Source organism: Streptomyces sp. NPDC057445, from assembly GCF_042802855.1.
In the GTDB taxonomy this organism is placed as follows: Bacteria; Actinomycetota; Actinomycetes; order Streptomycetales; family Streptomycetaceae; genus Streptomyces.
In genome coordinates this window covers 319666-341249 of record NZ_JBHVDH010000001.1, presented here as the reverse complement: position 1 = coordinate 341249, position 21584 = coordinate 319666, and the positions used below count along the sequence as shown (strand labels likewise).

Annotated in this window: 19 protein-coding genes; 5 read left to right on the top strand and 14 right to left on the bottom strand. The window is 71.3% G+C overall.

What is annotated here, in order from left to right:
• Positions 1-4: 4 nt before the first annotated feature.
• The 3 genes from ACFU5O_RS01510 to ACFU5O_RS01500 form a co-directional block, all read right to left on the bottom strand.
• Positions 5-2131, bottom strand: coding sequence for an FAD/NAD(P)-binding protein (locus ACFU5O_RS01510; RefSeq protein ID WP_384236355.1), 2127 nt, complete (start codon positions 2129-2131; stop codon positions 5-7).
• 105 nt (positions 2132-2236) lie between these two features.
• Positions 2237-3910: an alkaline phosphatase D family protein gene (locus ACFU5O_RS01505; protein WP_384234966.1), complete on the bottom strand. Its 1674-nt coding sequence runs from the start codon at positions 3908-3910 to the stop codon at positions 2237-2239.
• A 75-nt stretch (positions 3911-3985) separates the two neighbouring features.
• Complete coding sequence (locus tag ACFU5O_RS01500; protein ID WP_384234964.1) at positions 3986-4639, bottom strand: HNH endonuclease family protein; 654 nt, start codon at positions 4637-4639, stop codon at positions 3986-3988.
• 179 nt (positions 4640-4818) lie between these two features.
• On the opposite strand from ACFU5O_RS01500, the gene ACFU5O_RS01495 reads away from it, so the two are divergent.
• Entirely contained in the window at positions 4819-5568 is a 750-nt protein-coding gene (locus ACFU5O_RS01495; RefSeq protein ID WP_384234961.1) for an ABC transporter permease, read from the top strand.
• 353 nt (positions 5569-5921) lie between these two features.
• Positions 5922-6506, top strand: a complete 585-nt coding sequence (locus ACFU5O_RS01490; protein ID WP_384234958.1) for a TMEM165/GDT1 family protein — start codon at positions 5922-5924, stop codon at positions 6504-6506.
• A gap of 241 nt (positions 6507-6747) precedes the next feature.
• Here the strand turns inward: ACFU5O_RS01490 and ACFU5O_RS01485 are convergent, their stop codons facing one another.
• Entirely contained in the window at positions 6748-7416 is a 669-nt protein-coding gene (locus tag ACFU5O_RS01485) for an HAD-IA family hydrolase (RefSeq protein ID WP_384234956.1), read from the bottom strand.
• Between the two features lie 150 nt (positions 7417-7566).
• Complete coding sequence (locus ACFU5O_RS01480) at positions 7567-8442, bottom strand: peptidoglycan-binding protein (protein WP_384234954.1); 876 nt, start codon at positions 8440-8442, stop codon at positions 7567-7569.
• A gap of 283 nt (positions 8443-8725) precedes the next feature.
• Here ACFU5O_RS01480 and ACFU5O_RS01475 point away from each other — a divergent pair, with 283 nt between their 5' ends.
• On the top strand, positions 8726-10807 hold the full coding sequence (locus ACFU5O_RS01475; protein ID WP_384234951.1) for a DHA2 family efflux MFS transporter permease subunit: 2082 nt from the start codon (positions 8726-8728) through the stop codon (positions 10805-10807).
• A gap of 9 nt (positions 10808-10816) precedes the next feature.
• Here the strand turns inward: ACFU5O_RS01475 and ACFU5O_RS01470 are convergent, their stop codons facing one another.
• The 3 genes from ACFU5O_RS01470 to ACFU5O_RS01460 form a co-directional block, all read right to left on the bottom strand.
• Positions 10817-11296 (bottom strand): GNAT family N-acetyltransferase, encoded by a 480-nt coding sequence (locus ACFU5O_RS01470; protein WP_384234949.1) that lies wholly within the window; start codon positions 11294-11296, stop codon positions 10817-10819.
• Between the two features lie 77 nt (positions 11297-11373).
• Complete coding sequence (locus ACFU5O_RS01465) at positions 11374-12000, bottom strand: DUF4328 domain-containing protein (RefSeq protein ID WP_384234948.1); 627 nt, start codon at positions 11998-12000, stop codon at positions 11374-11376.
• 329 nt (positions 12001-12329) lie between these two features.
• The gene (locus ACFU5O_RS01460) at positions 12330-12668 is read right to left on the bottom strand and encodes an antibiotic biosynthesis monooxygenase family protein (protein ID WP_384234946.1); all 339 of its coding nucleotides are present in this window, start codon (positions 12666-12668) and stop codon (positions 12330-12332) included.
• Between the two features lie 62 nt (positions 12669-12730).
• Between ACFU5O_RS01460 and ACFU5O_RS01455 the strand changes: the two genes are divergently transcribed.
• Positions 12731-13948, top strand: coding sequence for a serpin family protein (locus tag ACFU5O_RS01455; protein WP_384234944.1), 1218 nt, complete (start codon positions 12731-12733; stop codon positions 13946-13948).
• Here the strand turns inward: ACFU5O_RS01455 and ACFU5O_RS01450 are convergent.
• The 4 genes from ACFU5O_RS01450 to ACFU5O_RS01435 all read right to left on the bottom strand — a co-directional run bounded on the left by ACFU5O_RS01450 (position 13875) and on the right by ACFU5O_RS01435 (position 18514).
• Complete coding sequence (locus ACFU5O_RS01450) at positions 13875-14543, bottom strand: O-methyltransferase (protein ID WP_384234942.1); 669 nt, start codon at positions 14541-14543, stop codon at positions 13875-13877. The genes ACFU5O_RS01455 and ACFU5O_RS01450 overlap by 74 nt on opposite strands.
• Positions 14544-15041: 498 nt before the next feature.
• Positions 15042-15914 (bottom strand): GNAT family N-acetyltransferase, encoded by an 873-nt coding sequence (locus tag ACFU5O_RS01445; protein WP_384234940.1) that lies wholly within the window; start codon positions 15912-15914, stop codon positions 15042-15044.
• 84 nt (positions 15915-15998) lie between these two features.
• Positions 15999-17048, bottom strand: coding sequence for an aldo/keto reductase (locus ACFU5O_RS01440; RefSeq protein WP_384236352.1), 1050 nt, complete (start codon positions 17046-17048; stop codon positions 15999-16001).
• Positions 17049-17263: 215 nt separating this feature from the next.
• Positions 17264-18514, bottom strand: a complete 1251-nt coding sequence (locus ACFU5O_RS01435; protein WP_384234938.1) for a cytochrome P450 — start codon at positions 18512-18514, stop codon at positions 17264-17266.
• A 232-nt stretch (positions 18515-18746) separates the two neighbouring features.
• Between ACFU5O_RS01435 and ACFU5O_RS01430 the strand changes: the two genes are divergently transcribed.
• Positions 18747-19916: a steroid 3-ketoacyl-CoA thiolase gene (locus ACFU5O_RS01430; protein WP_384234935.1), complete on the top strand. Its 1170-nt coding sequence runs from the start codon at positions 18747-18749 to the stop codon at positions 19914-19916.
• 115 nt (positions 19917-20031) lie between these two features.
• Here the strand turns inward: ACFU5O_RS01430 and ACFU5O_RS01425 are convergent, their stop codons facing one another.
• Both ACFU5O_RS01425 and ACFU5O_RS01420 read right to left on the bottom strand, forming a co-directional pair.
• Positions 20032-20439, bottom strand: a complete 408-nt coding sequence (locus ACFU5O_RS01425) for a transglycosylase SLT domain-containing protein (protein ID WP_384234933.1) — start codon at positions 20437-20439, stop codon at positions 20032-20034.
• Positions 20440-20741: 302 nt separating this feature from the next.
• Complete coding sequence (locus tag ACFU5O_RS01420) at positions 20742-21551, bottom strand: ECF transporter S component (RefSeq protein WP_384236349.1); 810 nt, start codon at positions 21549-21551, stop codon at positions 20742-20744.
• Between the last annotated feature and the right edge of the window lie 33 nt (positions 21552-21584).

Genomic DNA, 21584 nt, shown 5'->3' with positions numbered 1-21584 from the left:
GCACCTAATCAATACTTGCAAGTTCAACATTCAGCCAGTCGTCGTTCCTCACGCGAAGTCCACGACAGGCTGTCGTGGCCTCGAGCGCCGCCCGGGCCACCGCGTCCGCGTCCGAAAGCGTCACCGAGTCCACACCCGGCCGTGCCCCGGCCGCGGTGACCCAGTGCACCCCCTCGGTGGGCACGCCGATCGCGAACCGCCTTGGATGCGCACGGCCTTGACGGTCGATCAGACGATACGGCCGCTCTGTTACATCCAGGCCGCCCGTCTCGTAACCGCCGACCGCATGCGGCCTGCACTCTCCCTTACGCAGCAACTGCGCAAGCAGTTCATCCCGGCTGCGCCGCAGATCGGGCTCCGGCAGCCGCGCCTCGATCAGGGTCGTCGCAGACACCGCAGAGCCCGGGACGTCGGGGGACTCGGCCGTGAAGCGCCCGTCCTCGGCCCGTACGGTCATCCGCGGGCCGACCACCTCCAGCACCCCGGCCTCCACCAGCGCGGCCATCTCCTCGATGCGGCGGCGCGGCGGGCCGATGGAGAGGAACGCGTTCAACGGCGTGTACCAGCGGTCGAGATGGTCGCGTCGCGAAGCCCCGGACAGTCCGGCGTGGTCCACGATCTGCCGCAGTTCGTTGCGCACGTCGCGCAGGACGTCAAGCGCCGCCTTGACCGGGCCCGCCACATTGCCGAGCGCCGCGTGCCGGGCGTCCCGCCGCAGATGGCGGAGGAGCCAGTCACGGAACGAGTCGGGGCCGTCGAAGGTCTCGCCCTTGTGCGGGTACGAGATGCGCTCCCAGGACCAGCGGTCGGCCTCCGCGCAGCCGTACGCGTCCAGGACCGCCGACTCCTGCGGGCTGCCGTGGGCGGCGTCCAGGAAGCGCGTCCGGAAACCGGGTCCCGGGGACAGCAGCGCCTCGTAGTGGACCGTCTCCACCTCCTTGGCGACCAATGGCCATATCTCGCCCAGGAAGTCCGGCGGATCGCCCGCGTCCGCGCGCTTGCGGAAGACCGCGATCACATCAGGCGTGAGCAACAGCGGGTGGTGGCGGCCAGAGGCACCCTTGGCGTTGTCCCCGCGCGCCTGGTAGGGGACTCCGCGTCGGGAGCCCGCGTACAGCCGCGGCTCGCGCCCCGACGGCCGGTACGCCAAACGCTCTCCCTCGCGCACGAACGCGCCGCCGCGGCCCGTCGTCAGCAGTGCCATGTGGTCGAAGAAGTTGAGCCCGAGGCCGCGCAACAGGACCGGTTCTCCGGAGGAGATCGTGGACAGGTCGAGATCCGCCGGGTTGGCGGGGGCGAAGTGGCGCAGTCCGTGCCGGGCCGCGTACTCGCCCAGTGCGGCGGGCACGGTCGCGGGGGTGACGGGCAGATGTCCCTGCGCGAGGACCACCGCGCTCAGGCCGGCGAGGACCGTCCCGTCGTCCAGCGCCACGGTCTGCAGGCCGTCCTCGGCGTCGTCGAGCCGTATCGCACGCGCCCGGTGCACCTGCACGCGGACCGAGGCCGGGGCCCGCTCGACGATCCGTCGGAAAGCCCACTGCAGATAGCGGCCGTAGCAGGCCCGCGTCGGATAGTCGTCCGGCCCGAGCGTCCCGTCTCGGGGTCCCTCGAGGTCCGGGGGCGGCGCCTTGCCGGGTCCAGGGCCGTTCTCATATGCCCTGGCGCCATGTGTCCCGGGCTCATGTGTCCCGGGCTCATGTGGCCGGTCCCCATGTGCCCCGGCCTCGTACGCCCCGCCCCCATGTGTCCCGGCCTCGTGCACCCCGCCCCCACGCGCCCCGGCTCCACGCGCCCCGTCCCCGTGCACCTCCTCGCCGCGCTGCGCCGCGGCCCACTCGTACAGGCTCGGCCCGGGCCGGACCGGCCCCTCGCAGTCGACGCTCTCGTCGGTGAAGAGGGTCACCTGCGACGCGACCGTGTTCATCAGCAGCGCGGCGGGCTGGTCGGTGCGCCATACCTGGCCGGGGCCGGCGGGCGCCGGGTCGACGACATGCACGGTGAGCGGGATGTCCGGGACCAGTTCGGGCACGGAGGCGCAGAGTCTCTCGAGGACCGAGGTGCCGCGGGGACCCGCGCCGACCAGGGCTATGGCATGCCGGGCTGCGGACAAAACGGTGACTCCCGTGGCGATGTGGTGCGTTGCGGGTGCGCGAGGTGGAGCGTCCGCATCATCATGCCGTCGCGTTGTGGGGAGCCGGAGGGGCGGAGGTGAGGATCATCCACCGCTGTGTGAAGTTCAGGGACCATGGGTGAGGCTTCGCTCGTCCGCGGTGACGAGCCGTGTGTCCCTGTGATCCGGCCGTTCGTCCTCGCCCTGTGCCTGCTCGAGCCGGAGTCTCGCAGAACGGCCGTGCAGCACGAGCGTCATCAGCTGGTTCCCGAACCACGGACCGCCCGTCCGCCGCCATTCGATGACCGGCCGTCCGGTCCGCCCCTGCCGGGCCAGCGCATGCCCGAGCCGCCGCCCCGCACGGCTCCAGCCGAAGCGGAAGCCGCGCCGTATCGACGACTGGATCGCGTTGTGTACGGGGGAGCAGGTCAGCTGGAAGACCCGCGCGTCCGGGGCGCCGTCCGGCCACTCGGGTTCCGCCACGTAGGCGTGATGGACGTCCCCGGACAGCACGCACACCGTCGCCGGCGCCTGCGGCCCGCTCCCCGCCTCCGCGATCAGCCGGGCGAGCTTCTCGAACGATGCCGGAAACGCCGCCCAGTGCTCCAGATCCGCCAATCTGCGCACGCGTTCGCCGATGCGCGCCCAGCGCGGCCCCCGTACGCCCCGGCACAGCGCCGCGTTCCAGCTCTCCAGGTCGTGGACGAGGGGCGGCAGCAGCCAGGGCAGCGAGGTCCCGATGAGGAGGTGGTCGAACGTGCCCGGCGCGTCGAGCGCCTGGTCGCGCAGCCAGCGCGCCTCGTCCTCGTCGAGCATCGCCCGCCTGTCCTCCTGCAGCACCCGGCCGGCCCGGGTGTCCACCATCAGCAGCCGGGTCCTGCCGAAGTCGCGCCGGTAGCTCCAGCGGACGGCCGCCGGGTCGGCGTCGGCGTCCGCCGCGAAGCGCCGCAGCACATCGGTCCCGTCGGGGGCGGCCCGTACGGCCGCGTAGAGCGGGTCGGCCTCCAGCTCGGCAGGGGAGAGATTGCCCAGGTGCTGGTAGACCCAGTACGACATCAGGCCGCTGACCACCCGCTCCTGCCACCAACCGGTGGCCCGCATCTCCGCGCGCCACGACTCGCTGGTGTTCCAGTCGTCGATCACGTCGTGGTCGTCGAAGATCATGCAGCTGGGGACGGTGGAGAGCAGCCAGCGGACGTCGGGGTCCCGCCAGGACTCGTCGTACAGCCGGGTGTACTCCTCGTAGTCCGCGACCTCCGCGCCCGGCGGCTCACTCAGATCACGGCGGGCGGCGAGCCAGCGTCGGGTCTCCTTGGACGTCTCGTCCGCGTACACCTGGTCGCCGAGCAGGAGCAGTACGTCCGGGCGCTCGGCCGCCGGGTCGGCGGACAGCCGGGCGCCGACGGCGTCCAGCGCGTCGGGGCCGACCGGATCGTGCTCGTAGGCCGGCGCCGCGGCCCAGCGGCAGGAGCCGAAGGTGATCCGCACCCCGTCGGCCGGAACCGCCGGGGTGCGGATGGTGCTCTCCGGGAACGGGGAATCCTCGAGCGGCCACACGCGGCGGCCGTCCAGCAGCACCTCGTACGCCGTCGAGGTGCCTGGGGTCAGGCCGGTCACCGGAATCAAGGCGTAGTGATGGCCCTCGATCTGGAACGTACGGGTCGAGCCGCCCGCCCCGGCCGTTCCGCAGCGCACCTCGGCCGTGCAGGGACGGTCGGCCTCGACCCACACGGTCGCGCGGTCGCCGTTCTCCCAGTCGATGTGTCGCAGTAGTGGTCCCAGGCGCAGCCCGGCTGCCATGTGCCCTCCTCCGTCGCCCTCGTACGGTACGGAACGACGGGGGAGGGTAGCGCGGTTCCTCGCCGAAGGAACAGGTCAGCAGCCGTTGAGGATCGACTGCAGAGCGGACTTCTCGGCGGAGTCCACGGAGAGGTTCCAGTAGTACTTCACGTGTACCCACATACGGGCGTAGGTGCAGTTGTACGAGGAGAGCGGCGGCAGCCACGTCGCCGGGTCCTTGTCGCCCTTGGCCTGGTTCACGTTGTCGGTGACGGCTATGAGCTGGGGACGGGTGAGGTCGTTGGCGAAGGCCTGGCGCGAGGAGGTGGTCCAGGAGCTGGCGCCGGAACGCCAGGCCTCTGCGAGCGGGACGACGTGGTCGATGTCCACGTCGGCGGCGGCGCTCCAGGTGGCGCCGTCGTACGTGGAGTACCAACTGCCGCTGACCGCCGCGCAGCTGGAGTCCTGCACGACGCCCGAGCCGTCGCGCTTGAGGACGACCTCGCGCGTGTTGCAGGCGCCCGACTGGGTGATCCAGTGGGGGAACTTGTCGCGGCTGTAACCGGTGGAGGAACCTTCCGCCTTGACCGTGAGCTGGCCGAGATACGAACGGGCGGTGGCGGCGCTGACCGGGGTGGGCGGGGCGGCATTGGCGGCCGGGGCGGTGAGGAGCGTGGTGGCGCAGGCGAGTGCGGCTGACGCGGCGAGCACGGCGGCGCGGGGTGCTCGACGCGCGTAGATACCTGACATGCGAACTCCCGTGAGGGTGGGGGGCGTTGGCCAACGGGCCCTGCGGCAGGGCCCGGGTCATCCTGTCGGCGCCAGGTTTCACTCAGGTGGGCGCCAGGTAACAGAGTGGCGACATGGACACGTCACATCAAGTGTTCCGACGCTCCGACATGTCGAGCCGTCCGGCCTAGGGTTGACCTGTGCTGCTGCCGGTGAATGTCACCTTCGGGGTCGTCCTTGCCGTACTGCTGGCCGTCGCGGCCACCGTCGCGGCCGTCGCCCACCTGGGCGGACACCGCTCCCGTGAGATCGTCGTCGCGGGAGTGCGGGCCGCGGTCCAGCTCGCCGCGGTGTCGTTCGTCATCGGCTGGGTGGTGCGTGCCGTACCGCTGCTGCTCGCCTTCCTGCTGCTGATGTTCGGCGTCGCGGTACGCACCGCGGGGCGCCGCATCACCGCCGACCGCACCTGGTGGCGCACGGCACTTCCGATCGGTGCGGGCGTCGTGCCGGTCGTCGCCGTGCTGCTGCTGACCGGGCTCGTGCCGCTCAAGGGGATCGCTCTCGTCCCGGTCACCGGGATCCTCATCGGCGGGGCGCTCACCGCGACGGTTCTCGGCGGGCGGCGCGCGCTCGACGAGCTGACGACGCGGCACGGCGAGGTGGAGGCGGGGATGGCGATCGGGCTGTCCGTCCGTGACGCCCGGATGGAGGTGGCGCGGGACGCGGCGGCGGAGGCGCTGCTGCCCGGACTCGACCAGACGAGGACCGTGGGCCTCGTCACGCTTCCGGGAGCTTTCGTGGGCATGCTGCTGGGCGGTGCGTCACCGCTGCAGGCGGGGGCGGTGCAGCTGTTCGTGCTGGTGGCGCTCATGGCGGTGCAGGCGGTGGCCGTGGCGCTGGTGCTCGAGCTGGTGGCGCGGGGGCTGCTGCACCGGGACGGGAGCCCCTGACCGGACCCTGGTCCGGGGCGGACGCTGTGCCCGGGCGGTCCTCGTCCCGGGCCGCGTGTCCGGGCGGTCCTGCGTTCCGGACGGCGCTGTGGCCCAAGGTCCCTCCCCGGGCGGCGAAGGTGTCCCGTACCCTGTACGAAGCAGAAGGGGAGTAGCTCTTCGCCGGAACGTCGACATACTGCCGAGCTCGTCTCGGCCGGCGCCCGGAGGCGGTCGCCCAGTGCGGTCCGCCAGCGAGACCTTCGGCCAGCAGTGATCCATGACCGTTCATGGCGCTGCCGTGCCGAAGCGACCCCTGAAACGCTCAAGGTCTCTCGGTGCGGCGGAGCCCGACCGATAGAGGAACCACACCCGTGCTCAGCTTCACGATCCTGGCGATCACCTTCGGCGTCGTGTTTCTCGCCGAACTCCCCGACAAGACGGCCCTGGCCGGGCTGATGCTCGGCACGCGCTACCGGGCCTCGTACGTCTTCGTCGGTGTCGCGGCGGCCTTCACCGTGCATGTCGCGCTCGCGATCGCCGCGGGCAGCGTGCTGACGCTGCTTCCGCAGCGGCTGGTGCAGGCGGTCGTCGGTGTCCTCTTCCTCGCGGGCGCGGTGACGCTGCTGCTGAAGAAGGACGACGGCGACGACGAGAAGATCAAGGACCCGGCCGACCAGTCCTTCTGGAAGGTGTCGGGCGCGGGATTCATGCTGATCCTGGTCGCGGAGTTCGGTGATCTGACGCAGATCATGACCGCGAACCTGGCCGCCCGCTACGACAACCCGCTCTCCGTCGGACTGGGCGCGGTGCTGGCGCTGTGGGCCGTGGCGGGGATGGGCATCGTCGGCGGCAGGACGCTGATGAAGTACGTACCGCTGCGGCTGATCACGAAGGTGGCGGCGGCGCTGATGGCGGCACTGGCGGGCTTCAGCCTGTACGAGGCGATCACGGGCTGAAGCGCCCTGCCGGGTGCAGCGGATTCCCCCGGCCCCGGGCCGGCGGGCTCCTGGGCCTCAGGCTCGGGGCGTGCGATGCGTCGGTGTGTCGTCGCGGGGATGTGAGCATGCCCCGGGCGTGGGCGTGGGCGTGGCCGTGGCCGTGGCCGTGGGCGCGTGGGCCGCTGCGGGTGGTGAGGGTGTGGGTCGCGCCACCAGGGCGCCGGACGTGGCTACCGGACGTCAGGGTGGCGCCGCGCGGCTACCGGAACGTGAGGGTGATCGTGCCGGCCGCGTCGGAGGCCACGCTCAGCCCCGTGAGGTCGCGGACATGGACGTCCGGTCCGAACGCGCCGGCGCGGGGACCGACGCCGACGACGCGCATCCCGGCGTCGCGGGCGGCCGTGATGCCCGCCTCCGAGTCCTCGAACGCCACACAGTCGGCCGGATCGAAGCCCAGCTCCGCGGCGCCCTTGAGGAACCCCTCCGGGTCCGGCTTGCTGGCGCCGACGCTCTCGGCGGTGACCCGAACCGCGGGCATCGGGAGTCCGGCGGCGTCCATCCGGGCCCGGGCCAGGGCGGCGTCCGCCGAGGTGACGAGCGCGTGCGGCAGGTCCGCGATGGCCTGCATGAAGGCGGGGGCGCCCGCGACCGGGACGACGCCGTCGACATCGGCGGTCTCCTGGGCGAGCAGCACGCGGTTCTCCGCGTGGTTCTCCTCCATGGGCCGGTCCGGCAGCAGGACGGCCATGGTGGCGTAGCCCTGCCGGCCGTGGACGACCTTGAGCGTCTCGTCGGGGTCCAGCCCGTGGTCGAGGGCCCAGCCGCGCCAGACGCGCTCCACGACGGCGTCCGAGTTGACGATCGTGCCGTCCATGTCGAGCAGGAGGGCGTTGGCGGTCAGTACGGACGGGGCGGCGGTGGCCGGCATCGGTGTGCTCCAGCTCCAGGGAAGGACGGACCAGAGCGGTTCCCGCTCGCCGGTCAGGGAGTACGAGCGGGAACCACTTTGTTTTCTTACGATACAAAACAAAGGCGGTGCGGCGCCAGTCGACGTCGACGGGGGCTGTCACCGCCCGGGTCAGCCGCGGCCGCCGTGGCCCCCGCCGCCGTCCCAGTCCTCGTCCCCGTCCCAGCCGTCGTACGGGTACTCCGTCTCGGCCTCAAGGGCGCGGCGGGTCTCCGGGCCGTAGACGCCCACCGGATCGCCCGTGATGCCGCGGTCCTGCTGGTAGGCGGCCACCGCGTTCTCGACGCGGCCGTCGTAGCGGCCGTGGGACGGGCCCCGGGACATCCAGAGCTGGTCGAGGCGCTCCTGGAGCTCGACCACCTCGGCGCCGCTGTCGCCCGGGCCGAGCGTGATCCCCTCGGGCGTGGCCGGGCCTCGCGACACCTGTCCCGTCGCGCGGACCGTGGCGGACGGCGAAGCGGGAGCGTCGGCGACGCCGATCGGCGGCGACGAGTTCGCCCGCGCGGACGCCGATGCCGTGCCCGAGGGCGAGAGCGCCGCGGAGGGCGAGGCGCCGGACTTCTTCGACGCCGACGCCGACACCGAGGGGTCGGGGCCGGCGCTCAGGAACGGCGCCAGTGTCTCGATGTCGGGTACCGCCCTGTCCTGATCGCCGTCGTCCCCGGTGAGCAGTCCGCCTGCGTACGCCGCGGTGGCGAGCACGCCCACGACGGCCGCTGCCGCGATGAAGACACCCGGGCCGCGCCGCCGCACCGGCTGGTTGCGTCGGGGGGCCGCCGTCGGGGCCGTGAGCTCGTACGAGTAGCCGATCTTCTGGGTGTCGTCGGCCTCGGGCGGAGGGGCGAACGGCTGCGGCTGCGCACCCTGCGCCCCCACCGACAGCGCCTCGGGCGGCGGGCCGGCCGGATCAGGCTCCGCCATGGACGGGAGCGCTACGTACGGACGGATGCGCAGCGGGTCGTAGACCACCGCCTCCCCGCCCGTCATGGAGCGCTCCGTGGGCCGTGCGCAGCCGCATGTCTCCGGCGGCGGCGCACCGCATTCAGGACAGATGCGTCCCGTCATCGTGGGTTCCCTCCCCTTGAGCTGCCAGCGATTATGCAGCCCCTGTCCACAGCTCAGGACCCGAGCCTCCTTTCGGCGGGCCATAACGGGACAGACCGGACAGGATAGGAACACGCGCAGGACGAGCACGACGTGAAGGACGTGCAGGACGTGCAGGACGTGCAGGACGGGGATGCGGGGGATCCGGCGGACCCGAGGAGTACACATGGCGCAGGATGTGGGCAGCCCCGCGGTGAGCTCCGGCCCGGTGTCCGGACCCGGCGGCGGCCGGAGCCGTCGGGCCGTTCTCGTCGCGATCGGCGCGCTGCTGCTCGGCCTGCTGCTCGCCTCCCTCGACCAGACCATCGTCGCGACGGCCCTGCCGACCATCGTCAGCGAGTTCGGCGGCATGGAGCATCTGTCGTGGGTCATCACCGCCTACCTGCTGGCCTCCACCGCCGCCACACCCCTGTGGGGCAAGCTCGGTGACCAGTACGGCCGCAAGAAGCTCTTCCAGGCCGCGATAATCCTCTTCCTCATCGGCTCGGCCCTGTGCGGTGTCGCCCAGGACATGAGCCAGCTCATCGCCTTCCGCGCCCTCCAGGGTCTCGGGGGCGGCGGGCTCATAGTCCTGTCCATGGCGATCGTCGGCGACCTCGTCACGCCGCGCGAACGCGGTCGGTACCAGGGCCTCTTCGGTGCGGTGTTCGGTGCCACGAGCGTGCTGGGACCGCTGCTCGGCGGGCTGTTCACCGAGCACCTCAGCTGGCGCTGGGTCTTCTACATCAACCTTCCCGTGGGCATCGTCGCCCTCTTCGTGACCGCCACCGTGCTGCGTATCCCGGCGCGCGGGACCCGCCACACCATCGACTACCTCGGTACGTTCCTGATCGCCTCTGTGGCCACGTGCCTGGTGCTCGTCGCCTCCCTCGGCGGGACCACCTGGGCCTGGGGCTCGGCCCAGATCATCGGCCTCGCGGTCCTCGGACTCGTTCTCCTCGTCGTGTTCGTGCATGTCGAGCGGCGCGCGGCCGAGCCCGTGCTGCCGCTGAGGCTGTTCCGGATCCATACCTTCACGCTCGTCTCGGTCATCAGCTTCGTCGTCGGCTTCGCGATGTTCGGCGCGATGATCTATCTGCCGTCGTTCCTGCAGGTCGTCCAGGGTGTGACGCCCACCATGTCCGGCGTGCACATGCTGCCGATGGTCGTCGGGCTGCTGGTCACGTCCACGGCCTCCGGCCAGATCGTCAGCCGTACGGGACGCTGGAAGGTGTTCCCGATCGTGGGGACGGCCGTCACCGCCCTCGGACTGCTCCTGCTCCATCAGCTCCAGGAGGACACGCCCGCCTGGGAGATGGGCCTGTACTTCTTCGTCTTCGGGGCCGGGATCGGCCTGGTGATCCAGGTGCTGGTGCTGGCGGCGCAGAACTCCGTGAGTTATGCGGACCTCGGCGTCGCGACATCCGGCTCGACCTTCTTCCGCTCCATCGGTGCGTCGTTCGGGGTCGCGGTCTTCGGCACGATCTTCGCCAACCTGCTCAACGCGAAGCTCGCCGACGCGCTCGCCGGACACCGGCTGCCTCCCGGCGTGGGCCCCGAACAGGTCGCCGCCGACCCTCGTGCCGTCGCCCAGCTCCCGCCCGGACTGCGGCAGATGGTGCTGCACGCGTACTCCACGTCCATCACGGACGTCTTCCTGTACGCGGCCCCGATCGTCCTGGTCGCGTTCGTCGTCGCCTGGTTCCTGAGGGAGGACAAGCTGCGTGGCTCGGTCACCGCACCCGAGGTCAGCGAGACCCTGGCCTCCAACCCCGTCGAGCGCTCCTCCTACGACGAGTGCGTCCGGGCGCTGTCGGTCCTCGGATCGCGCGAGGGCCGCAAGGCGATCTATGTGAAGATCACCCGCGATGCGGGGCTCGACCTGATCCCGGCGGCGAGCTGGTTGCTGCTTCGCATCAAGCGGCACGGGACGGTCGAGCCGTCACGGCTCGCGGACGTCACTCCCGTACCGCTGAAGGCGATCACCGAGGCGTCCCGGCAGGTGGAGGAGCGAGGGCTGGCCCGGCGCGAGGGACTCTCGCTGATGCTCACCGACAAGGGCGTCGACACCGCGGCGAAGCTGGCGGCGGCCCGGGAGGACTCCCTGGCCGAACTGCTCGGCGACTGGTGGGGGCCGGAACGGCCGACGGATCTGACGCAGCTGGTACGGGAACTCACCGCGGAACTGTGCGGCTCGGACGGCGAGCGCCCGTACAGCGGCGTCCCGCACCGCGACCACGAGGCATGGCGCCGGCCGCGGGCGCGCTGACGCCCGCGGCTACAGGTCCTTGCCGTACCAGATCTCCATGTAAGGCCCCTCGCAGTAGGCCGGAATCTCCGCGTAGCCGTTCCGCGTGTACAGGGTGCGGGCCTCGACGAGATCGAGCCGCGTGTTGAGCACCATGCGCTTCGCCCCGAGCAGCCCGGCCGCCCCCTCCAGCGCGCCGAGCAGGGCAACCCCTCCGCCACAGCCGCGGAACCCGGGCCGTACGTACACCCGGGTCAGCTCGGCGGTCCCCGCATCCAGCATGAGCACCCCGCCGCACGCGCCGGCCGCTCCGCCGTAGCGCCCCACGACGAACTCGCCGGTGGGAGCCGACAGTTGCTCCACTCCGTCCCCGGTGAGTCCCTCGTCGACCTCGGCCTCGGTCGCGGGCCGCCCCCAGTAGCGGCTCGCGACCTCGTCGTAGTAGTCGCGCCGGAGGGCGGTGGCGTCGGGGCTGCCGAAGTGCTCGCGGCGTACGGACCAGATTGTCATGCGGCTGTCTTTACCAATCCGTGCGCGCGGGGGCGAGTGAATATCGATGCCTGCCGACCCGTCGGAACCGCCCGGTCTCAACCGCGCAGACGCACCCTCTGCATCGAGGCGAGCCGCCGCACCACCCCGATGCACAGCACTCCTGCGATGACATACAGCGCGGCCCCGGCCATCTCCGTCGACAGCGGGCCCCGGGAGGTGGCGGGATAAGCGAGAAGCTGCGCCGCCACGAAGAGCAGCCACCACGAAGTCAGCAGCACACCGGTGCGCCGCGGGTTGTCGGGCGGAGAGCTGGCGGCCCAGATGTCATTGATGATCCGCTTGGGCACGAAGAAGCAGACGACCGGAATCAGCCACCCGCCTGTGGTCCAGCCGCGTTTCATCCGGTGTCCGCCGGGCGCCAGCGCCTCGGCGTTCACCCGCATCTGCCACAGCCAGCGCAGGAAGACGAATCCGGTCAGCAGGAAGGCGAGCAGCCTGATGCCGGTGAGGTTGCCGACCCACATCTCCCTCTCGAAGGCGGCATACGAACCGTCGGCCGCGAGGTGGAGGCGCAGTTGCGCGACGAGCAACGCGGCGTTCACCAGCGTGCAGACCCCGAGCGCGGCCACGACCACGGTCGTCATCGCCTTCGGTACGAAGAGCGGCTCGCGCGCGGCCGACGGCACGGGCGGGGATATGGCGATGGCGTTGTCGTGGCTCACAGAGCCGCAAACTAATGCCGAGCTTGGCATTCGGTCCAGCTCGGACGCCACCCCTGGTCGTAGGCCCGGGCCCGGCCGGACAGCCGTCCCGCAATTGCCTGGCCGGAGCCCGGAGCCCGGAGCCCGGCCCGGCACGCACGAGGGCGCCCCGCAACGGGGGCGGGGCGCCCGCTCGCGTGGCGCCGGCCGTCGGCCGGCCGCGGCACTCGTACGAACGTGCCGCGACGATCATGCGCCCGGCCAACCGCCGTTCCGGCTGGGCGGGCTCGCCGAATTCCGGTCGGCGTAGTGGTGCGGGAGACCGGTCGGACGTCCGACGTCGCCGACGCTCAGGCCTGGTCACTCTTCGGCGCGGCCTGCTGCACGACCTCGAAGGACCACACCTGCGAGCCGCTCGCGGCCGGCCTGGCGCGCTCGCCGCCGCCTTCACCGCCGCCGCCCTGGTGGGCGGCCTTCATCGGGCCCTCCATCCACGCCTGGAAGGACTCCTCGTCGCGCCAGCGCGTGTAGACGAGGTACTGGTCGGTGCCCTCGACCGGGCGGAGCAGTTCGAACCATTCGAAGCCGTCGGAGGACTCCACCAGGCCCGCGCGGGCGCCGAAGCGCTTCTCCAGAGTTTCGCGCTGCTCCGGGGGAACGGTCAGTACATTGATCTTCACGATGCTCATGCAGGCAGGATATGGGGGCGGCCGCATTGGACGGGACGGGACTTGTCGGACACGCGTCGGCGGTGCGCGAGCTGGGGGAACGCTGGTTCCGGCTGCTGGGCGACGGTGAGGACGAGGACTTCGTCTGTTCGCCCGCCGGGCTGTGGCTGGCGCTCGGGGCCGTCGCGGCCGGGGCGCGGGGCGGGACGGCGGCCGAGCTGCGGGCGCTGCTCGGGGTCTCGGGAGAGGAAGCCGCCGGGGCGGTGACCGGCGCCGCGCGGGCGATCGCCGGGACGGACGCGGTGGCGGTGGCGACTCGGGTCTGGAGCAGGGTGCCGGTGTACCGGGCCTACCGGGAAGCGCTGCCGGACGTCGGCTTCGGGCAGCTGGACCCGGACGAGATCGACGCCTGGGTGAAGGAGGCGACGGGCGGGCAGATCGAGAAGCTGCCCGTGACTATCCAGGACGACACCCTGCTCGCGCTCGTCAACGCCCTTGCGTTGAAGGCGCGTTGGGGAACGCCTTTCGCCTCGCACCTCACCCGCCTCGCGCCCTTCACCGATGCCGCGGGCACCGTCCACCAGGTGCCGACCATGCACCGGCAACTCAGCAGGAGTGAGGCCTGGACCGTGGGTACGGCCACCGTGGTCGAGCTGTGCTGCGCCGCCGAGCCCGGCTCGGGCGCACCGGCGAGGGTGCGCTTCGTGCTCGGCGCGCCCGGCGCCGGCCCCGCGGAAGTGCTGCCCGCCGCCTGGGCGCCCCTTCATGCGTGCGGACCTCTTGACGCGGACGTCGTCAGCCTTGCCCTGCCCCGGCTGGAGCTCCGCACCACCGTGGATGTCACGCCACAGCTACCGGCGTTCGGCGTGCTCCGGGCGACTTCGCCGGATGCCGACTTCTCCGGTCTTTCCCCGGAACCTCTCGCGATCTCCAAAGTCGTCCAGGAGACGGTGATCAAGGTCGCCGAACTCGGCGTGGAGGCGGCGGCCGTGACGGTGGTGCTGGCCCGTCCGGGCGGTGCGCCCCGCCCGCAGAGGACCGTACGCCTCGCCTTCGACCGGCCGTTCGGCGTCGTCGTCCTCGACGGGTCCGGCGAGGTACCGCTGTTCGCCGCGTGGCAGGCGAACGCCCCCGCAGGTGAACCGATTCCCGGCACGGCCGGGCAGCAGGGCCTGCTTCCGCCGCCCTGGCCGCCCGTACCGCCTCCGCCGGGTCCCGCGCGAGGTTTCAGTCCTGCACCCGCGCCAGGAGGAACCCGTCGTAGCCCCTCGCACCCACCGTCTGCACCGCCGTCGCACTGAGCCTCCGGTGCTGCCCGACGAGCTCGATCAGGCGACGGGTGGCGCGGACCGCCGCGTCCTCGCTCTCCGCGTCGGCCACCGCGCCTTCGCGGACGACGTTGTCGACGATGACGAGGCTGCCGGGCCGGGACAGTTTCACCGCCCACTCGACGTAGTCGGGGTTGTTCACCTTGTCCGCGTCGATGAAGAACAGGTCGAACGGGCCCGCCCCCTCCGCCTCCAACCGGGCCAGGGATTCGAGCGCCGCCCCCGTACGCACCTCGACGGTCTTGTCGAGACCGGCCCGCGCCAGGTTGGCGCGCGCCACATCCGCGTGGGCCGGGCTGAACTCGAGCGAGATCAACCGTCCGTCGGCGGGCAGCGCACGCCCCAGCCAGATGGTGCTGTACGCGCCCAGCGTGCCGATCTCCAGGATCTTCCGGGCGCCCTGGGCGAGGGCGAGCAGATGCAGCAGCTTGCCCTGGTTCGGTGCGACGGCGATCTGCGGCAGTCCGGCCGCGTCACTGGCGGCGAGCGCCGCGGTCAGAGCGTCGTCGGCCGGGGCGAGATGATCGGTGAAGTAGGCGTCAACGGCGTTCCATTGGTCTTCGGTCATACCGGAGACGTTACGTGAGCACGGCCGCACCTTCGGCGGGATCGCCAAGGCCGACCGCGCGGTGTTCGCCCCGCTCACCGGGTTCCGCCGTCCCCCGCCTACGGGCCCGTTGCCTCACCGCCGACCATGGCGCGGAAGCGCTTGAGGGCGTGCATTCCCGGTCGATGGTTTCCATGGCTGTCGAAGCACGCGGTATCCGATGCAGCCGGCCCGGACGACGACGTAGCGCCCCGGACGACGACGTAGTGAGGACGACGTAGTGAGAGAGAGCGCGAGAGCGGTGCCGCGGCCCGAGGGGACGCCGGTGGGGCGCCCCCTCGGGTGGATCGCCGCGTTCAGTCAGGATCCGCCCCCGGTGGCGGCTCCGCCACTTGATCATCCGACCGCGGGGCCGCCGAGGAGGTGCGGCGGGCGTCACCGCGAGCACGTACGGGGTGTCGGATCAGGTCGGAAACGTACTGTTCCCGCCACGCGGAGTGCGTGACGGGACGCGCGGGACTACGCAGCAGGCTCGGCGATCAGGGCGGTGGCCACGCGGCGGAAGCCGAGTCCCGCATAGAGCCGGGCCACGTCCTCGTCCCCCGCGGACAGGAACACCGTCGAGATGCCCCGCGCCCGGGCGTCGGCCAGCAGCGCCGCCGTGACCACCCTGCCGAGACCGCGCCGCCGGGCGCTGGGCAGCGTCCCCACGCCGACGATCTCGCTGACCGGACCCACGGGCTGGTGCTGGCCCGCGCACAGCGCCGTCGCGTTCTCCTCCGCCACCGCGACCGCGGTCAGGCCTGCCCGGATCCGGGCGGCCATGCGGTCCACCGAACCGTCGTCCGCCCCGGCCCGCACGGCCCGGGCCAGGTCCTCTGCGCCCGCGGTGCCGATCCCGGTGCCGGGTTCCGCGAAAGCGAGGTGGGGGACGGCCAGCGCGTGAGCGAGCGCCGGATCCTCCGGACCGAGGATCCGCACCGAGATGCCTCCGGGCGGGCCGGGCGGACCGGACGGACCGGCCGCGTCGGGCAGCTGGGCGTCCGGAGCGAGGACCATCAGGGGGTGCTCGTGGACCACGAGTCCGGACTCCTCCACCGCCGCCCGCAGTGCCGGCGCGGTCTCTGCGACCCACTCGAAGCTCTCCGGGATCCCCAGTTCCCGCTGCCGGGCCCGGACCCGGTCCACGTCGGCCGCGGACGGCGCGCCGTGCCCGGGCCCCCGGGTCGGCCTGGCGTAGAACGGCCAGCCCTGTCCTTCCCTGACGAACAGGGTCAGTGGCCCGAAGTCCTCCGCACGGGCGCCTGAACGCGGCACCGCGTCGTAGTAGCCCTCGATCCGGTCGAGGAGTCCGGGACGATCATCAAGATCCGCAGAAGTCACGCCGCGCATCGAATCACCGGCTCGCCCGGCTCCGCCACCGGATTTTCGGGTCGGAACCGTCGGGACCGTCGGCACTGTCCGGCCCTGTTCGCACTATGCGGCGGCGCGGTCCGGCAGGGGACGGCGCCGCAGTGCGGTGTCGGTCAGTGCCGGGTGGCGCCAGACGCCGTCCGGCGGATACAGGTCGGTCCCCGGCGGCACGATCTCGTCGATCCGGTCGAGTACGGCGTCGTCGAGGCCGAGCGACGCGCCCTTCAGCAGGCTCTCCAGCTGCGGCAGGGTACGCGGGCCGATGATCACCGAGGTGACGGCCGGGTGCGCGGCGGGGAACGCGATCGCGAGCTCGGGCAGCGAGCAGCCGATGCCGTCCGCCAGCTCGACGAGCCGCTCGACCGCGTCGAGCTTCGCGGCGGTCACGGGGAGGGAAGGATCGAAGCGGCCCGGGGTGAGCGCGGCGCGGCCGGTGGTGAGATCGATGGGGCCGCCCTTGCGGTACTTGCCGGAGAGGAAGCCGGAGGCGAGCGGGCTCCAGGTCAGCACGCCCATGCCGTAGCGCCGGCACACGGGGAGCACGGAGGACTCGATCCCCCGGGCGAGTATCGAGTAGGGCGGCTGCTCGGTCCTGAAGCGGTGCAGGCCCCGTCGTTCGGCGACATGATGGGCCTCGGTGATCTCCTCGGCCGGGAAGGTGGAGCAGCCGAAGGCCCGGATCTTGCCCGCGCGTACGAGGTCGCTCAGGACCGAGAGGGTCTCCTCGACGTCCGTCGAGTGGTCGGGGCGGTGAACCTGGTACAGATCGATCCAGTCGGTACCCAGGCGCTTCAGGCTGTCCTCGACCGCCTTGAGGATCCAACGCCGCGAGTTCCCGCTCCTGTTGCGGCCCTCACCCATCTGGAAGTGCACCTTGGTGGCGAGCACGACCTCGTCACGACGGCCACGGAGCGCCTTGCCCACGATCTCCTCGGACTCTCCCGCGGAGTACATGTCCGCCGTGTCGACGAAGTTGATCCCCTGGTCGAGTGCGGTGTTGATGACGCGGGCGCAGTCGCCATGGTCGGGATTCCCCACGGAGCCGAACATCATGGTGCCGAGGCAGTACGTGCTCACTTCGATCCCGGTGCCGCCGAGGACGCGGTAACGCATGGTCATGCTCCTTGCCGATGGGTCCGGTTGCGGCCATGTGAAACACCGCATCCTGACCCTAGGACCTGGAGTGCGCTCCAGATCAAGGGGCTTTCGAGGCATTCGAACCGGACAGGGCGACGCCGGTGCTCGCCGGCACCGGCCGGCGGGAGACGGGGGCGGGGCGTAGGAGGGACGGCCCCCGTCTCCCATGTCCGGGTCATGTGCCGGCGGGCTCAGGCGCCGCCCACGCTGACCTGGAGTTCCTTGATGCCGTTCAGCCAGGCTGCGCGCAGCCGGCGCGGGTCGCCGGAGAGGCGGATGTCCGGCAGGGCGTCGGCGACCGCGTTGAAGATGAGGTCGATCTCGTGGATGGCGAGTGACTTGCCGAGGCAGAAGTGCGGGCCTCCGCCGCCGAAGCCCAGATGCGGGTTCGGGTCCCGGGTGATGTCGAAGGACTCGGGGTTGTCGAAGACTTCGGGGTCGTTGTTGGCGGACGAGTAGAACAGGCCCACCCGGTCGCCCTTCCTGATCTTCTGGCCGCCGATCTCGGTGTCCTGGGTCGCGGTGCGCTGGAAGGAGATGACCGGCGTGGCCCAGCGGACGATCTCCTCGGCCGCGGTCACGGGGCGTTCGCGCTTGTAGAGCTCCCACTGGTCGGGGTGGGTGAGGAAGGCGTGCATGCCGTGGCTGATGGCGTTGCGGGTGGTCTCGTTGCCGGCGACCGCCAGGAGCAGGACGAAGAAGCCGAATTCGTCCGACGACAGATTGCCTTCGCCCTCCGCGGCGACGAGCCGGCTGACGATGTCGCCGGCGGGGCACTCCTTGCGGGCGGCGGCCATGTTCATCGAGTAGCCGATGAGTTCCATGGCCGCCTCGGCGCCGATCTCTTCTGTGATGGCGTACTCGGGGTCGTCGTACGCGACCATCTTGTTCGACCAGTCGAAGATGCGGGCCCGGTCCTCCTGGGGTACGCCGATGAGTTCGGCGATCGCCTGGAGCGGCAGCTCTACGGCGATGCTGGTGACGAAGTCGAAGCTGCCTGCCGCGCCCGCGTGTTGCTTCGCCTCGGCGACGATCTTCCTGGCGCGGTCGCGCAGCGCCGTCTCCAGGCTCCGTATCGCGCGCGGTGTGAAGCCGCGCTGGACGATCTGACGGACCCGGGTGTGTTCGGGCGGGTCCATGTTCAGCATGATGAGCTTCTGGACCTCGATCTGGTCGCGCGTGATGTGCTCGTTGAAACGGATGACGGCGGTGTTCTCGGTGGAGGAGAACAACTCCGGGTGCGTGGACACGTACTTGACGTCCGTGTGCCGGGTCACGGCCCAGTAGCCGTCGTCGTCGAAGCCGGTGATGCCGCGGGGCTGCGGGCACCACCAGACCGGTGCGGTCCGGCGCAGCTCGGCGAACTCCGGGAAGGGTATGCGGGTGTGGAGGAGGTCGGGGTCGGTGGCGTCGAACCCTTCGGGGAGCGCTGGACAGGGCATCGGCAACTCCATGTCTGACGGCCCATCAGAATTGCCCGCAAGGTAGTAACGGGTTCTACAACTGGCAAGGGTCGTGGCGGGAACTGTTGCGCGCCAGAACGGTGCAAGGCCCTTGCGTACCGGGGGTAATGCTCATAACACTGCTAGAAGAACTAGAACGCGTACTAGTTCTTCGCTGGGCACGTACGGGGCGCCGGGACGCCCCGTCGATGTGCGAGGAGAGGACGAGCTCATGGCCGCGGAACCCGTCATCGTCGAAGCCGTACGCACACCCATTGGCAAGCGCGGCGGCGCGCTCGCCAATCTGCACCCGGCCTATCTGCTGGGGGAGACCTACCGTGAACTCCTCGGTCGCACCGGCATCCAGGCCGACTGCGTCGAACAGATCGTCGGCGGGACCGTGACCCACGCCGGCGAGCAGTCCATGAACCCCGCGCGCAACGCCTGGCTGGCGATGGGGCTTCCGTACGAAACCGCCGCGACGACCGTCGACTGCCAGTGCGGTTCTTCGCAGCAGGCCTCGCACATGACCGCGAACATGATCGCGGCCGGGGTCATCGACGTCGGCATCAGCTGCGGGGTCGAGGCCATGTCGCGGGTGCCCCTCGGCAGTGGCTCCAAGCACGGGCCGGGCAAGCCCTGGCCGGACGAGTGGAACGTCGATCTGCCCAATCAGTTCGAGGCGGCGGAACGCATCGGGCGCAACCGGGGGCTGACGCGCGAACGCGTCGACTCGCTGGGGCTGCTGTCGCAGGAGCGCGCGGGGATCGCCTGGTCCGAGGAGCGCTTCAAACGGGAGACGTTCGCGGTCCAGGTGCCCACGACGGAGGACGAGCAGGCCGCGGGGCAGGGCATGTGGCGGCTCGTCGACCGTGACGAGGGCCTCCGGGACACCTCGATGGAGGCGCTGGCAGGGCTGAAGCCGATCATGCCCACGGCGATCCACACGGCGGGCAACTCGTCACAGATCTCGGACGGTGCGGCGGCGATCATGTGGGCGTCCAAGCGGATGGCGCGGGCGCTGAAGCTGAAGCCACGTGCCCGGATCGTCGCGCAGGCGCTGGTCGGGGCGGACCCGCACTACCACCTGGACGGGCCGGTCGACGCGACGCGCGCGGTGCTGGGGAAGGCGGGGATGTCGCTGAACGACATCGACCTGGTCGAGATCAACGAGGCGTTCGCTTCGGTGGTGCTGAGCTGGGCGCAGGTCTTCGAGCAGGATCTGGAGAAGGTCAACGTCAATGGCGGGGCCATCGCCCTCGGGCACCCGGTGGGGGCGACCGGGGCGCGGCTCATCGCCACGGCGCTGCATGAGCTGGAGCGCAGGGACAAGGAGTTCGCGCTGGTGACGATGTGTGCGGGTGGGGCGCTGGCGACGGCGACGATCATTCAGCGGCTCTGACCGTGCCGTAGGGCCCTCGGGGAAGTCCGCCCGGACAGGGGGCAGGGCTCCCGGAAATGGGAGCAGGGCTCGGGAGCGACGATGTCGCTCCCGAGCCCTGACGGTCCGGTCCGGCTCAGTACCAGTGGTTGGCCTGCCAGAAGTTCCAGGCGCCGCAAGGGCTGCCGTAACGCTCGTTCATGTACTCAAGACCCCACGTGATCTGGGTCTTGGGGTTGGTCTTCCAGTCGGCGCCGGCGGAGGCCATCTTGCCGCCGGGCAGGGCCTGGACCAGGCCGTAGGCACCGGAGGAGGCGTTGGTGGCCTCGTGGTTCCAGTTGGACTCGTGCGACACGATCTTGTCGAAGCACTGGAACTGGCCGGCGGGCATCATCGTCTTCGCGATTTCCTGCGGCGTGGCGGCGGCGGCAGAGGCCGTCGTCGTCGTCCCCATCACCGCACCGGCCGCACCGAGAAGCACGGCGGCACCGGCGACAACGGACTTGTTGCGGGCAGTGAAGCGGGTAATCAGCGAGCGGGACAAGGTGCTACCTAACGTCGGGGGCGTGGGAGTCGCGAGGGCGGGGCCGAGCAACGCTTGTGTGTACCGGGCTCGAGGCCCTGCGGCGCCTTGCGACGAGAACAGTTGTAGCGGCGGTCCCAGAGGCTGCGCCGTGACCGGGCTCACCCCCTATATACGAAAAAGGGAGGGCAGGTCCGGACTAAAGTCCCGAACCGGACATAAGGGGTTTATGTGCAGGTCGGGGGCGGTGCGTCGGTGACCGTCGTTCTCGGACGGTGACTACGAAGCCCGATAGTTTCGGGACTTTGGTCCTGTGGGCCGCCTCACGGACCGGGGAGGTTTCCCGGGGCCTCGAATGTGACCTGGGCCTCGAAGGCGGCACGCCGTGTGGCCCGGCGCAGCGCCTTGAGGAGCGTGGCACCGACGGTGAGCGTCAGTACGGCGGTGAGCACCGCACGCCCCAGGTCCCATCCGAGCGAGGTCGCGAGGCAGTACGCGAGGAAGCGCACCAGGTTCTCGTGGACCGGGTCGCCCGCCTGGAAGGCGATCCCGGAGGCGAGGCCCGGGACGATCGTCCAGCCGTACAGATTCATGACCGTGCCGTAGGCGAAGGCCGCGGCGAAACCGTACACGGCGAGCATCCCGAGCTCGGCACGGCCCCGGAGACGGTCCTGCCCCGGGAGGAGCCCCGCGCCCATCGCGAACCAGCCCATGGCCAGCATCTGGAACGGCATCCAGGGGCCGACACCGCCTGTGAGCAGGGCGGACGCGAACATCGTGACCGAGCCCAGGACGAAACCGAAGCCGGGGCCGAGCACCCGGCCGCTGAGGACCATGAGGAAGAACATGGGTTCCAGGCCCGCGGTGCCCGCGCCGAGCGGGCGGAGCGCGGCCCCGAGCGCGGCGAGTACGCCGAGCATCGCGACGGCCTTCGCGTCGATGCCGCCGTCGGAGATCGTCGCGACGACCACGGCGACGAGCAGGGGGAGCAGCGCGGCGAAGAGCCAGGGGGCGTCCTGGGCGTGCCCGACGACACCGGCGCCCGCGTCGGCGAGCAGGGGCCAGCCGAAGGCGACGACGCCGATGGCGCTGATCAGCGCGAGCGCGGCGACGGAGCGGGGGCCGAGACGCACGGGGCGGGCGGCGCGGTCGGGGCGGTCGGGGCT

Coding starts and splice junctions, on each gene's coding strand:
- ACFU5O_RS01440 (WP_384236352.1), bottom strand. CDS start 17,048: ATGCGTTACCGCGTCCTCGGCGGCACCGGGATCGAAGTGAGCACGTAC.
- ACFU5O_RS01480 (WP_384234954.1), bottom strand. CDS start 8,442: ATGACGGGCGGGGAGGCGGTGGTCTACGACCCGCTGCGCATCCGTCCG.
- ACFU5O_RS01460 (WP_384234946.1), bottom strand. CDS start 12,668: ATGAGCATCGTGAAGATCAATGTACTGACCGTTCCCCCGGAGCAGCGC.
- ACFU5O_RS01505 (WP_384234966.1), bottom strand. CDS start 3,910: ATGGCAGCCGGGCTGCGCCTGGGACCACTACTGCGACACATCGACTGG.
- ACFU5O_RS01485 (WP_384234956.1), bottom strand. CDS start 7,416: ATGCCGGCCACCGCCGCCCCGTCCGTACTGACCGCCAACGCCCTCCTG.
- ACFU5O_RS01445 (WP_384234940.1), bottom strand. CDS start 15,914: ATGCGCGGCGTGACTTCTGCGGATCTTGATGATCGTCCCGGACTCCTC.
- ACFU5O_RS01470 (WP_384234949.1), bottom strand. CDS start 11,296: ATGACAATCTGGTCCGTACGCCGCGAGCACTTCGGCAGCCCCGACGCC.
- ACFU5O_RS01430 (WP_384234935.1), top strand. CDS start 18,747: ATGGCCGCGGAACCCGTCATCGTCGAAGCCGTACGCACACCCATTGGC.
- ACFU5O_RS01500 (WP_384234964.1), bottom strand. CDS start 4,639: ATGTCAGGTATCTACGCGCGTCGAGCACCCCGCGCCGCCGTGCTCGCC.
- ACFU5O_RS01475 (WP_384234951.1), top strand. CDS start 8,726: ATGGCGCAGGATGTGGGCAGCCCCGCGGTGAGCTCCGGCCCGGTGTCC.
- ACFU5O_RS01435 (WP_384234938.1), bottom strand. CDS start 18,514: ATGCCCTGTCCAGCGCTCCCCGAAGGGTTCGACGCCACCGACCCCGAC.
- ACFU5O_RS01450 (WP_384234942.1), bottom strand. CDS start 14,543: ATGACCGAAGACCAATGGAACGCCGTTGACGCCTACTTCACCGATCAT.